The following is a 12,742-nucleotide window of genomic DNA, read 5'->3' as shown; positions in this document are numbered from 1 at the left end:
ACAAATCGGTGCATGGAAAGCAAAACCGAAAGGTTGAGGATGCTTGAGCCGTATGATGGGTAACTGTCAAGTACGGTTCTTAGGGGGGAAGGATGCGGTGACGGATACCTTCCTACCCGACAAGAAATATCTGCAAAACCTCAAAAAAGAGCCTGTTGTGTGCCCCAGAAGCCTACACCTCCCTAACGGGTAGGTGTAGGAGCGTCACGGGGAGAGCATACGATTAATAAGCCCAGAATCTTGTCAATTGGCTTTCCTACCTTATGTATAAAATGTATAAAAGTCTCCTGCCCTCTGCCTTGTCTCCACCCCGCTGTGGAAACAATAGTCCCTCAGGTGGATTATAGGCTGCTTAAATATCCGATAAGCTTGGGGCTCATGGGCAAGGTATTCCTGCCAGCCTTGGCTTTGGTAGAGGCTTTCCTTAAAGTCAGCTACCGTTCCAGCAACATATCTGCAATTGCCTACTCAGAAGTTTGACATTCACCCGAAATATTTACAAACCGTACACAAGTACCGACGACAGCTATGAATATGTTTTCTAACAACAAGGATGCCCTATTGGACAATTTATCAGTTGGCAGTGATGGCTCTGCTGGTGAGTCTGCCAATTCTAGTGCGAGTCCCCTTGCCGTACTTCAGGTAGAAAATTCCTATATAAGTACAATAGCCGCACTTGCCATACCGGCAAGTGCGGAAGTATTTCTTCAAACCCTATTTGTTTTTGTTGACTCAGTAATCGTTGCCGGACTGGGAGATTTTCAATTGGGAGGGGTCAATCTCGCCAGTAAAATATTGGCACTGGTACTAATAATATTTGAGAGTATCGGCATTGGCTCTTCCATAGTCATTTCTCAATATCATGGGCGATCAGATGAGGAAAAAATATCTAGAGCGTCCCTAAATATCATTTTATTTGGATTTATTTTTTCCTTGATACCAACTTTTCTATTCTACTTGTTTAAAAATTATTTATTTTCATCGTTTGGCGCTTCCGAGTCTTTACTAACTTATACCACGCTTTATTTTGATATCGCCGTGTTCATCATACCTTTAAACATGGTTTATGTGATATGTGCATGTATATTGAGGGCAACTGGCGATGCTAAAACACCATTAATACTAAGCTTAATAGCACTCTTTCTTAATACCGCGACCACTTATTTATTAACTTATGGTGTTGGTTCGCTAACTGGACTGGGAGTAGAAGGCGCTGCTTATGCAACACTATTTTCCAAATGTTTAGCCGTGGTAGCTATCTTGATAACTTTAGCAAAAAGAAATTACCTGAATATTAAAGAAGGCGCACATCTATTTGAGAGGGAAAATTTCAAGTTTTTATATGAATTAGTAAAAATAACTATCCCTGTGGCTCTGGGAGAAACGATCCTGTCCACCACAGAATTTGCTTACATATATCTTTTGACTAATGTCTCGGAAACTACTTTGATATCATTTCAAATGACTTCTACAATGGAAACGTCTTTGATTATGTTGACCTATGGATTGGGAGTGGCTGGACTTAATCTTTCAGGAAATGAGATAGGCAGAGGAAGTATCGACAATCTCCTGAAGCTGTGTCAGACTATCATCAAATTCTCCCTGGCAGCGTCGCTAATTCTCTTGCCTTTATACATTTTGATTTCAAATAATTATTTTCTCAGTTTAGTTTTCCCCAAGGTGGATGGTGAAATAATCAAATTAGCGGGTATTTTCTTAATATATTTTGGCTTTCTTCAACCGGCACGAGTCCTAAATATTACCTTCGGTTATGGAATATTAAAAAGTGATGGAGATACAGGATTTGTATTGTATATCGATGCATTAACCTGTCTAGTTGGAATCTTGAGTGCTTATATTTGTGTAAATTTCATGGGTGTTGGTTATATAGGAATAATCGTAGGATTATTTGTAGATCAGTATCTGAGAAGCATAATTTTTTATATAAAATATAGCTCCAGAACTTGGATAAAAACAATATTGACTTCAGAGGTTGTTTGAAAAGTTCAGACTTGAGGCAATCCTCGCTCTCGCATAGACGAGGAGTGGCGCCAGGAATTAGAGTTAACTTTTCGCTCGATCAATAGCTATCTGGTCAACCGTTCCTAGCTTTTGGGAGAACCGCTCCAGGGGAGAATGACACTGCTCACTTTCAGACTCGCTTACTTGAAGAGCGGCTTCTTGAAATTGCTTCCATGCCTCCACAAGGTAAGGCTCCGACCCTGGATACTGATTAATAGCATCCTGCAATAGAAGCGTATCGTCCTTGACATGTCTACTAGAGGAAGCAGCGAAAAGATCGCGGTGCATGATAGTTTTTTCTTGATACGTTCACCAGTCAAATGGGTTGGCGACAGTGCAGTACGTCAAGTAGAAAACCCAGATGTTTTGTCCGCCAGCACTTACAGCAAGAGCGAGCTAATTCAGACTGAACAAAACCGGGAGACTTAGCAGAAATAGCTTTACCATAGCGTTTCTGCCTGGGGGTCACCGATATATTTTCGGTTTTAATCTGCTTACCATGTCTCAAAAACCCGTTGACAATTCTGCGGTTTTGGGACTTAGCATAAGCGATCTAACGCCGATCTAATTTTCGCTTTTTGCCAGCTAACTTTTGATATGTTTTAGCTTTCTTCCATTGTGGGAATACGATTGTTTTACTCAGTGCTTAACGAACTGAGGTAGGAAAGTTATGTCTATTTTTATATTGACGTAAATAATCTGCTAAAAACTCCAGGACTTACGCACCACGAGCCTAGAAACCCGGTTTCGACCGTCGATCTCTGATTGCCTTTCCCAAGGATTTTTCAGAGAAACCGGGAACTTGCGCGTAAGTCCTAAACTCATTTTTGTCCAAAGTCCAATCTCGGTGCTGTATACTAACCCAAGTTGCTAGTTATAACTATCGTGGGTTGCACAGCAGAAGCTAATCGCTAATTGCTTATGGGAATATTTTTCGGTTCTATCATTAGCCATTAGCTATTAGCCATTAGCCTGTCTTCAGCCCTAAAAAGATAACTAGCAACTTGCGTTATTATCTATTCCCAGCGTATACCGAGAGAGCTTTTTTACAACCTGTCCGACTTTTCAAACACTCTCTAAACTCCATTAAACACCCACAATTGTCTTTACTGCTACTGATTCATCATCCAATCTATTTTCATATTTTTTTAGCTCAAAGTTTTCTGGACACACGTAGGTCCCAAATAATCGGTCATAGAAAGTAAAGATAAGGCTCAAATTTCTTCCCTTTGGATCAATATGATGCAAACTGTGAACGCGGGGCGTGACATAAATCCATTCCAATATTCCTAACCAGGAGTTCCATTTCACATTGAGGTGTATCCAATTACTATGAACCGCCTGATGCACTGCCACTACAGCCATGACTTCTGAGGGAATTTCTAACAGTGGAAACCACACAAATGTAAAATAGTTTAAAAGTCCGCCAGTCAAGCTCTCTTTGCCTCCAGTCAGCCACCATGATTGCTTTGTTGAATGATGCCATTTGTGGGTCAGCCAGAAAAACCGATTCATATGCATCGTCCTGTGTAACAGATAGTAACTAAAGTCCTGCAATAGATATGCGGCGATCAGCCTCAGCCACACAGGCACATACATTACTCCTGCAGAAACTTCTAACTCTCCAATAAATAGAGAATTCAATAGTTTCATAATTGCCGCAGTAACGCATGCAATAATGATACTAAAGACGATTGATATTCCTATCCATCCCAATTCCTTAAAGCATTTAGCTTTGTATTTAATCTGATGTAAAGGAGAGCTAATTTCCCAAAGCCAGAATACTGCGCCTGTAAGAAAAAACACAGACCACAATATTAATTGTATTGACATTATCTCTATCATTGGTAACCTTCATGTATGTTAGCTAACTGCAATATCTCACATCTTCCAACCCTCTGGATAAACCACAGGTAGTCCATTTCGACGGAACGAGTCGCACACGGAGCATATTTGCTGCTCCGGCCTGCATCTGCGTTGACATAGAAGTTACTCGCAGCTGCGTTACAGACCGCGTTTAACTCGCGAACCCTCCGACTTCCAGTTAGAGGGTTTTTCACCATATTTGGGGACTGTATCACCGTCTAGAAACGATGCCTTAGATGTATTGGCTTCTTCCGTTTCAACGAATTGTATGCCGTATTTTTCCCATAGTTGAGCCATGGGGCTAGTCAATTTTGCTGTGGGAATCTGCACAAACGATTGATATCGTTGACCGTTGCTAAGGAATTACGACCTCTAGGAGCAATTAGCAATTAGCAAGCTCGCAATTACCAATTACCAAGAAAGGCCGATCATTCCGATGCAACCGGATTTGATATGATTGTTGCGCTTGGCAATGTTTATTTCTTTTTTGATGCCCTGATTCCATCCAAACACAACGCGCCCAATCTTGTGTTCCAGGCAGTGGTTGATAACGATCCTCGCTGCTTTGTTGATGGCATCGCGCATCTGCCGGTTGCGCCTTGACCTTAGGTGAGCAAGTCGTTTAGACCAAAACCCTTGTGGTTTGCCTTGCTTAATTGTGGCAACCGATTTGTTAAATTACTGATTCATTGTTGACTTGATATGCCTCCCATCAACGATCAAAGATGTATTGATTTTGCTAACTCATGTCAACCAATTCACTAGCCCAGTATCGATGCCTAGCGCCCGGGATGAATCTAATTCAACCAATGCAGTTTTTTGCAGGTAGACCCACTCTGCATAAAAACATCGATTACGAGGCAGGATGCGGACTTCTTTGATGTCTTCAAAGCCTAAATTAGACGGCATCTTTAACCAGAAAGCATCTACTCCGAACCAGGCTTTGCAAAGCTGTCCCATCGGGAAGCCAACCTTCCCTTCTATTAGCTTCAATGCTTGTTTGGGATAGGTAGCGACTGCCATTCCGTTCGACTTGCGCTATTTGCGTGGGCGAGGTTTGTTTTCTAAGCAAGCCCTTTTTGTAGCAATTGATTAACTCCTGAAATGACTTGAATGATTCGGCGATGCCATTCAGCGCCAGCCCGTGCGACTTGAGAATCGACCCCATTGTGATGCATGTTAGTTTTCATCTCTTTGCTTGCACAATACTGCACGTCCTGGCTTGCCCGACAATATCCTTCCCGTTTTGAAATATATCTGGCGAGCGTAGTATGTGCCGCTATTTATTAAATCGTTTACTTCGCTGCACAGTTATTCCAAAATGTTTGTTACATCAAGCTTTTTGTGAATCAGTTCCTGTTGGCATCCCTCCAAATAAATCGCCTCTTTTTTTTCCACTGAATAATCATACCATTTTTTTCCCGCAACACTATCTTTTTATTAAAATTTAATATATTAATATTTACTGGCTGGATAAATCGATCCTATGGTTTTCATCCCCTCGCCTTTAGGCGAGGGGATGAAAACCTAGGCTATAGATATTTATTTTACATGAATCTAATTTTTATAGCAATAGACCTCGACAAAAAGTCCCAAACCCTATCCCTGGTTGGTTTTTGACTGCATGCCCCTGCTATGCAGGCAGTCAAAAACCAATGTTTTGCTCTGGGGAAAGAGGATTTTTTGAGAAAAACTGCCGAATTTTATTGACTAATTTTCACGCTTTTTTTCCCGGTTATACCGGGGTTTAGCCTCTCACAGCTTTCAGGAACGAGAACAATTGCTATCGTCATGAATGCCTCAACCTTCAACCAAGCGAGTGAGCTTGACTATTTTATTACCAATGTTGATTCTTCAATGGTCACAGCGGAGTGCATAGTAACGCTTGTTGCTAGTTATCTTTTTAGGGCCCAAGACAGGCTAATGGCTAATAGCTAATGGCTGGTAGAACCGAAAAATATTCCCATAAGCAATTAGCAAGCTGGCGATTAGCTTCTGCTGTGCAACCCACGATAGTTATAACTAGCAACTTGGGTTAGTAGCTACCTATGCTCAAAGGAATTGGGTAGAAGTTTTCTATCGGGAAGCCAAGGGATGGCTAGGATTATAGCAACCTACTCAGACATTTCACTCTGGTGTTTTGTGCCTATACATTTATTTTATGGCACAGCTTAACACGAGGCTTAAGAAGGCGTCAGGCTAACAAACCTTTAAACACCAATACTATCGGCATTAGAGGCATTTAGGATAGCGATGTCTTATCGTTTTGTCGAGTGGATCCATCAAAATCAGGACCTATTCTTCGCTGATAAAGCGGCTTTGGGTCGATAGCAGACATTGGTCAAGTCCAGATGCCCGACTTCTCGAAGAAGTCGGGCATCTGATTTCACTTCCCCTTGCGAAAATCGCAACTAAGTTGTGCATTTTTGGCATTATTTCCGGAAAAATGTGATAAAATTTACAAAATAACCCAAAATTAACCAGTTAATCTTCCCAAGGATAGATGACCGGCTTGAAATAAAGAGCGCGGTCGAGACAAAAATCTGAGCCGGAGAAGGATGAAGATGAATAAGTTAATTTTGGGTGTAAGTGCTACTCTGTTGGCAACTGGGTTGTTTGGTAGCGTTAGCGCGATCGCACAAACATCGAACACCCAAGCGCGATCGGGGGTAAATTCCACGTTAATTGCCCAAGCTGGCGATCAAGCACTGATTCAGCAAAACCGGGGACTGCTATTACAAAATGGTCAAACTGCCAGGAATATTGCAGCCAAATTAGGCGCACCAGTCAGCAACAGTGGAACTCCCAGCGGTAGTAATCCGCTGCAAGTGAACCAGCAATTAATCTTGCAAAATCGCGCTACTTTTATCAGTATTGCTAAAAAGGTAGGCGCTACAGTGCCTAATGTTGCTGGTCCCGGTGGCGGCGACTTAGCGACGCAAAACCACGAGCTGCTGTTGGGAAATCGGCAAATTGTGCGAGCGATCGCGCAAAAGTTGGGCGTGCAATTACCCGCACCTCCCCAACTCAGCGGTAACATGGTGCAGCAAAATAACCAATTGCTGTTGGGAAACCGGAATGCATTGCAGGCAATTGCTGGCAAAGTGGGCGCTGATGTAGCACCTGCTCAGTAATTCTGCGGTTGTGGGAAGAAAGAAGCGATCGCTTGATTGGGAAGTTATGCGAACGCCTGGGATTAGAATCTTGTCTCTAGCTTAACAGAAGAAACCCGGTGTTGAAACCGGGTTTTTAGCTATCTGACTAACTAACTCAAGTTGCTAGTTATCTCTCTTGGAGCGGCTAATGGCTAATGGCTAATGGCGAGATTGGTAAAAATCCTATATTAGCAATTAGCAATTAGCCATTAGCAACGCCCTTGTTTATAACTAGCAACTTGAGTTAACTATAATCCAGTGCCTCTTAAGTCCGTATCTCGGATAATCGCACCCGTTAAATTAGCTTGGGTTAAGTTAGCATTTTTCAAAATCGCACTACTCAAATCGCTATTGGTAAGGGTGGCATTTCTCAAATTGGCATTTTCCAAATTAGCACCCGTTAGATTCGCATTGCTCAGGTTGGCACTGTCTAAATTTGCCGTAAATAGATAGGCATTTATCAACTTTGCACCCGTTAAGTTGGCACGAGTTAAGTTAGCCATTGTCAGAACAGCTTTAGTTAAGTCGGCATTTTCTAAATTGGCACCGCTTAAGTCGGCATTATTTAAGCTAACGCCTTGCAAGTTGGTATTGTTGAGTTTAGCGTTATTTAGTTTAGCTGTAAGTAAGCTCGCATTCATCAAGTTAGCACCTACGAGGTTCGCCCCGGTTAAAATAGCGCCCCGCCAAGTCGTATCGCCTAAATAAGACTCGCTTAAATTCGCATTCGTGAGGTTGGCACTTTCTAAATTAGCGGTTTCTAAACGTGCTTTGTTGAGGTTAGCAGTTGTTAAATTTGCACCCCGCATATCCGCACCGCTGAGATTAGCTTCCATTAAAACAGCTTCGAGTAATAAGGTAGCAATCAATCTTGTTTCCCGCAAGTCTGCACCTCGGAGTCTTGCCCCCCGGAGTCTGGCACGTTTGAGGTTAGCGCCTCTGAGTTTTGCGTCTCGCATCATCGCGCCCCGCATTCTAGCATCTTCCAAATCGGCGGATTCTAGGATGGCACTTCTGAGGACAGTTTGCTGGAGATCTGCACTTTTTAGCTTTGCGCCCCTCAAGTTTGTTCCCTCTAAATTCGCTCCTGTTAAAATAGCACTGCCCAGATCTGCGCCGGTGAGGTTTTTACCGCTCAAGTCGGCATTCTTCAGGTCGCATTTTTGACATTGATTCGTTTCTAGCAATTTTTTGATGTGTTCTGGATTCGCTGCTGTTGCTGGTGTAGCTAAGTAGAGTGACGTTAACAGGAGTGTTGTTGTCAAGAGTTTTTGTTGCATTTTAGATTTTAGCTATGAAAATCATCGATCTTTGTCCTGATGACGAAAAAGCTATTCTACAGGTTGCCAAGTTGCTTGTAGAAAGCTTTAAACAAAATTGGCCTGATGCTTGGCCTTCCATAGATAGCGCGTTACAAGAGGTAAAAGAATCTTTTGGTGCAGATAGAATTAGCCGAGTTGCGGTTAATGAGACTGGTGATATTTTAGGATGGATTGGCGGCATTAGCCAATACAATGGGAATGTATGGGAACTTCATCCCATCGTCGTGCGTGAGGATTCTCGGCGCCAGGGAATTGGAAAAGCACTGGTATTTGATTTAGAAGCACAAGTGAGAGAACGCGGCGGCATCACGCTTTGGGTTGGCACTGATGATGAAAATAATATGACAACTCTGGCGGGTGTAAATCTTTATTCCAATGTTTGGGAACATGTTACTAACATCAAAAACTTGCACGGTCATCCTTACGAATTTTACCAAAAATGCGGTTTGGCAATTGTAGGCGTGATGCCCGATGCCAATGGACTGGGTAAACCGGATATTTATCTGGCAAAGTCAGTGAAATTTTAGATTCTGGAGGTTTTATGAACGTGAGGATTTTTTCCACAATAGCGACATCTGTTTTACTAGCTACTTTAGCTTTAGCTTGTAGCCCTATTTGGGAAAACCGATTAAATCGGACAGCGCAGGCACAGGAGGAAGACACCCAAATTATTTATGGTGAAATCGTTGACGCTTCACCTGAATATATCATGATTCCTGTAGAGGTTGCGGGCAAACAGGGTCTTTTGAGTAACGATTATTCTTCCGAATACCGCTCAAAGTCTTCTCCTGTCAATATGATTTTTCATAGTTTAAAAACGGGTCAGTCCCATCTTTTGTTAAACAAGAAAGCTGCCCTCGCCCAATGGGAGTTTTTAGAATTGAAAAAAGAGAAGGATAAACCAGCTATAAAGGTTTTATTATTGCGTCTGATAGAAAGCGATACCAACGGAGATAAAAAATTTGATTTGAATGATGCTTCGGTTGGCTATTTAGCCGATATTTCGGGAAAAAATCTTCGGCGAATCACTCCGGTGAATGCCCAATTGCTCGGTTGGAAATATGACAAAAACCGCGATATTATTTTTCTGCGTGTTGTCAAAGATTCTGATAATAACAAAAAATTTACCAGCCAAGATGAGGTGAATTTCATCAAGGTTAGTCCGAACAATCCGGGGCAAGGGAAGGAAATTATTAACGATAAAATTCAGCAGGAGATTAAGTCATTGATTAAGTGATATCAAATCCGGTTGCATTGGAATGATCGGCCTTTCTTGGTAATTGCTAATTGCTAATTGCTAATTGGGAAAAAGCCCCTACAGGTCGTAATTCCGATGCAACCGGAAGCGATATGATAATATGGGCAGGATTTACGCATCGATCCCCCCCAACCCCCAATGCCTTGGGGGGCTTAAGAGGGAATAGACAGTACTATGAGAGAAGTGGAGGTATTAATGGATGCTTTAGTGGAGAAACTAGACACAAAGTTGCGCCAGTGGAATCCCGATATTGCCGAACAAGTGCGGCAATACATAGCATACATTATCGAAATGGCAGACCAGGATGCGCTGGATATTCTGCGTTCAAGAGTTGTCGAGCAAGAAGTGTTGAGATTATTAGATGAACCCGAAACCTGCTAAGGTTCTTTTTTCATATCCCGTGACTTTTACCAATCACCCAATGACGGCGGAAGAAACGCGATAGGGCAGATTCTTCTAAGGATAAATAAATCGGGCGTCCGTGGGGACAGGTGCGGGGATGGCGGGTGCGTTGCCATTGGTCGATTAATGTTTGCATTTCACTCAAGGTAAGGGGTGTGCCGTTGCGGATGGCACTGCGACAAGCTGTTGCAACTTGTGCGGCTTGCAAGTCGCCGCCTAAACTAAGTTCTAAGAGTGCAGCTGCACAGTCATTTCGTTGGGCGAGGAGTGCTGGGGCGGTGCGGGAAGCCCACAATCCTTCACCAAAAGATTCTACCTCTAGGCCGATGCGTTGTAGTTGTTCTAGTTGCGCGGGTGAGAGGTTTTGCAGCACGATCGCCGGTTCTAAACCCACGAGTTGCCAGCGATCGCATAACTCTTCATACAATACCCGTTCGTGGGCTATATGTTGCTCGATTAACAATACCCCATTGTTATGTTCTGCCACAATATAAGTATTATTCACTTGCCCCACTGCCCGCAGTTTCAGCGGTGCGATTTCGTTACGTGTTGTATTTGGTTGAATCTCGCGACTAACGTTATAACCGCTGCTTGCTTCTGATACTTTAATCAGCTGTCCTATGCGCCCTTGATGCGCGGTTTCTGAAAGGGTTTCTGAATTGATACGCAATGCAACTTGCACTGCTTTAGTAATTTCTTCTTGCCAATAACTCAGTTGGTGCAAGTAAATTTCTGCTTTGGCAGGATGGCGATTCCAGTCTATTTGGTCGGGAGAAATTTGCAGGTGCAGGAAACAAACCGGGAAGCGATCGCGCGGCAATGTCCGCTGAAATGATGCCAAAATTGTTTGTTCTAATTCCGGCGCTTTTACCATTCTGCCATTGGTTGCGACTCGCACCCAATCCGGACGGCGGCGATGACATCGATCTGGCAATCCTAAAACTATTTCTATATGCTGGGGATTGGTAATTGGTGATTGGTGATTGGTAATTGGTAATGGGAGAGATAGTTCTACCTTTAAATGCTGTAAGTCGCCTAATTTAATATCGCGTACCAATTGCGGCAGAATTTGTTGGGCTGTTGTTGCGGGACTAATCGTAAACCAGGGGCGGTCATTTTGTTGCACTTGCCAGGTAATTTGAGGATGGCACAGGGCAATTTGTTGGATGATATTTTGTACCGCTCTTAATTGTTGGGCGGGGGAAGGTAACCCTTGTCGCCGCACTGTCCAAGTGCCGAATAAATTGGAGGCGGTGACTACTGTACCGGGTGCGATCGCAACGGTTTCTTCTACTACTGGTTCCCCCAAACCATCGTAAACAATTCGCCACCCCGATCCCCCCCCTAACCCCCCCTTGCTAAGGGGGGGAGCAAGGCGACTGGCTATTTCTAATTCTGCTAATTGAGCTAAACTGTGCAATGCTTCGCCGCGAAACCCCAAACTGGTAATTTTCCACAAATCTTCGCAGCGACGAATTTTACTGGTGCTGTGGGCAGTTGCTGCGATTCGCAAGTCTTCTAACTCCATGCCATTGCCATTATCTGCTACCCGCACGCGCCATTGTTCGGGCCATAGGGAAACAACTATTCGCGTTGCTTTTGCATCTATGGCATTTTCTACTAATTCTCTGACAACGGCAGCTAAAGAATCAATTACTTCACCGGCGGCGATCAGATGCACCACTTCTGCGGGTAGGGTTTGGATGCGGTCGAACATAATATGTTTTGAAAAGGGCGATTTAAATTGGTAACTCAACTCTGTCTGAGGACGTATAAGAACTCTATCAAAAGATGCATCTTTTAAACGTTCTTTCCCAAGAAAGATAAGTAGGACACAAAAGCCTTGTTAGATTTACTGGTGGTGTAAGACGGTATAAACTCATGGACATGGAAGATAAAGTTCAACAAGCAAAAGAAAGTGTTTCCGAAGGCATGGAAAATGTCAAGGATAAGCTAAAAGAGGACTATCACCAATCTGGCGATAAGGTGTCAGAGGCCATTTTAACGATTAAAGACAAGCTACCGAACATTACTCCTACCCCTCCAGGATTCAAACCTCAATCTTCCGCAAACGACCTGAAAGCGCGTTTGGAATGGGGCGAACCTGGTTTGACAATCCTGGATGTACGCGATCGCGAAACCTTCAACAACGGTCACATCATGGGTGCGATGCCCATGCCTATCGACGAACTCGTAGACCGCGCTAAACCCGCGCTTCCCCTCAACCGCGATATCTACGTCTACGCCGACAGCGACGACGAGACCGCTCAAGCTGCCAACCAGCTGCGCGATGCTGGGTTCTATAACGTGGCAGAACTCAAAGGCGGTTTGCCTGCTTGGAAAGCTATTGGCGGCCCCACCGAAGGCGTTATGGAAGCGCTGACGCCTCCCGATGCCGGTGAATATAATATCTTATCCCGCCTCGCTACTGAGAAAAAGCTCAGGGAGCAAGCGAAGTAGATTCATATCAAATCCTGTTGCATCGGAATGATCGGCCTTTCTTGGTAATTGGTAATTGCTAATTGCTAATTGCTAATTGCCCCTGCAGGTCGTAATTCTGATGCCTAAGGAAACGATATCAGTAGGGGCACGGCATCATACAACCTTTGGGTACAAGCTCAAAGTTAGTGTCAGCCGTGCCCCTACAAAACCTGCGGCATCATACAACCTTTGGGTACAAGCTCAAAGTTAGTGTCAGCCGTGCCCCTACAAAACCT

The 12,742-nt window shown here is 43.6% G+C and carries 12 protein-coding genes and 2 pseudogenes; 8 read left to right on the top strand and 6 right to left on the bottom strand.

Annotated features, from left to right (window positions below; translation table 11 throughout):
* The first annotated feature begins 528 nt into the window (after nucleotides 1-528).
* Entirely contained in the window at nucleotides 529-2,001 is a 1,473-nt protein-coding gene (locus MiSe_RS43175) for an MATE family efflux transporter (protein ID WP_226592471.1), read from the top strand.
* Between the two features lie 63 nt (nucleotides 2,002-2,064).
* Here the strand turns inward: MiSe_RS43175 and MiSe_RS43170 are convergent, their stop codons facing one another.
* The 3 genes and pseudogenes from MiSe_RS43170 to MiSe_RS43160 all read right to left on the bottom strand — a co-directional run.
* Nucleotides 2,065-2,310 carry a hypothetical protein gene (locus tag MiSe_RS43170; RefSeq protein WP_226592469.1) on the bottom strand — a complete coding sequence of 82 codons (246 nt, stop codon included), beginning with the start codon at nucleotides 2,308-2,310 and terminating at the stop codon, nucleotides 2,065-2,067.
* A 798-nt stretch (nucleotides 2,311-3,108) separates the two neighbouring features.
* On the bottom strand, nucleotides 3,109-3,867 hold the full coding sequence (locus tag MiSe_RS43165) for a sterol desaturase family protein (RefSeq protein WP_226592467.1): 759 nt from the start codon (nucleotides 3,865-3,867) through the stop codon (nucleotides 3,109-3,111).
* A 162-nt stretch (nucleotides 3,868-4,029) separates the two neighbouring features.
* A pseudogene (locus MiSe_RS43160) lies at nucleotides 4,030-4,227 on the bottom strand (RNA-guided endonuclease TnpB family protein); the annotation flags it as partial.
* A gap of 114 nt (nucleotides 4,228-4,341) precedes the next feature.
* Here MiSe_RS43160 and MiSe_RS43155 point away from each other — a divergent pair.
* Nucleotides 4,342-4,491 (top strand): hypothetical protein, encoded by a 150-nt coding sequence (locus MiSe_RS43155; RefSeq protein WP_226592463.1) that lies wholly within the window; start codon nucleotides 4,342-4,344, stop codon nucleotides 4,489-4,491.
* Between the two features lie 141 nt (nucleotides 4,492-4,632).
* Here MiSe_RS43155 and MiSe_RS43150 read toward each other — a convergent pair whose 3' ends face one another.
* Nucleotides 4,633-4,911, bottom strand: coding sequence for a hypothetical protein (locus MiSe_RS43150; protein ID WP_226592461.1), 279 nt, complete (start codon nucleotides 4,909-4,911; stop codon nucleotides 4,633-4,635).
* Between the two features lie 729 nt (nucleotides 4,912-5,640).
* On the opposite strand from MiSe_RS43150, the pseudogene MiSe_RS53350 reads away from it, so the two are divergent.
* Nucleotides 5,641-6,219: pseudogene (locus MiSe_RS53350) on the top strand (hypothetical protein); the annotation flags it as partial.
* A gap of 233 nt (nucleotides 6,220-6,452) precedes the next feature.
* A complete protein-coding gene (locus tag MiSe_RS43135) occupies nucleotides 6,453-7,022 on the top strand; it encodes a hypothetical protein (protein WP_226592459.1) in 570 nt (189 codons plus the stop codon).
* Nucleotides 7,023-7,291: 269 nt separating this feature from the next.
* Here MiSe_RS43135 and MiSe_RS43130 read toward each other — a convergent pair whose 3' ends face one another.
* Nucleotides 7,292-8,308 (bottom strand): pentapeptide repeat-containing protein, encoded by a 1,017-nt coding sequence (locus tag MiSe_RS43130; protein WP_226592457.1) that lies wholly within the window; start codon nucleotides 8,306-8,308, stop codon nucleotides 7,292-7,294.
* Between the two features lie 29 nt (nucleotides 8,309-8,337).
* On the opposite strand from MiSe_RS43130, the gene MiSe_RS43125 reads away from it, so the two are divergent.
* The 3 genes from MiSe_RS43125 (at nucleotide 8,338) to MiSe_RS43115 (ending at nucleotide 10,004) form a co-directional block, all read left to right on the top strand.
* Nucleotides 8,338-8,892, top strand: coding sequence for a GNAT family N-acetyltransferase (locus tag MiSe_RS43125; RefSeq protein WP_226592455.1), 555 nt, complete (start codon nucleotides 8,338-8,340; stop codon nucleotides 8,890-8,892).
* Nucleotides 8,893-8,906: 14 nt separating this feature from the next.
* Complete coding sequence (locus MiSe_RS43120; RefSeq protein WP_226592453.1) at nucleotides 8,907-9,602, top strand: hypothetical protein; 696 nt, start codon at nucleotides 8,907-8,909, stop codon at nucleotides 9,600-9,602.
* Nucleotides 9,603-9,818: 216 nt separating this feature from the next.
* The gene (locus MiSe_RS43115; protein ID WP_444980624.1) at nucleotides 9,819-10,004 is read left to right on the top strand and encodes a hypothetical protein; all 186 of its coding nucleotides are present in this window, start codon (nucleotides 9,819-9,821) and stop codon (nucleotides 10,002-10,004) included.
* Between the two features lie 10 nt (nucleotides 10,005-10,014).
* Here MiSe_RS43115 and mutL read toward each other — a convergent pair whose 3' ends face one another.
* Nucleotides 10,015-11,742, bottom strand: a complete 1,728-nt coding sequence (mutL, locus tag MiSe_RS43110; protein ID WP_226592449.1) for a DNA mismatch repair endonuclease MutL — start codon at nucleotides 11,740-11,742, stop codon at nucleotides 10,015-10,017.
* A 281-nt stretch (nucleotides 11,743-12,023) separates the two neighbouring features.
* On the opposite strand from mutL, the gene MiSe_RS43105 reads away from it, so the two are divergent.
* Nucleotides 12,024-12,485 (top strand): rhodanese-like domain-containing protein, encoded by a 462-nt coding sequence (locus tag MiSe_RS43105; RefSeq protein ID WP_444980623.1) that lies wholly within the window; start codon nucleotides 12,024-12,026, stop codon nucleotides 12,483-12,485.
* Nucleotides 12,486-12,742: the final 257 nt, after the last annotated feature.

It is taken from the genome of Microseira wollei NIES-4236 (genome assembly GCF_020521235.1).
Classification (GTDB): domain Bacteria; phylum Cyanobacteriota; class Cyanobacteriia; order Cyanobacteriales; family Aerosakkonemataceae; genus Microseira; species Microseira wollei.
Note: the sequence above shows the minus strand (reverse complement) of the source record. Positions and strands in the feature narration are given on the sequence as shown.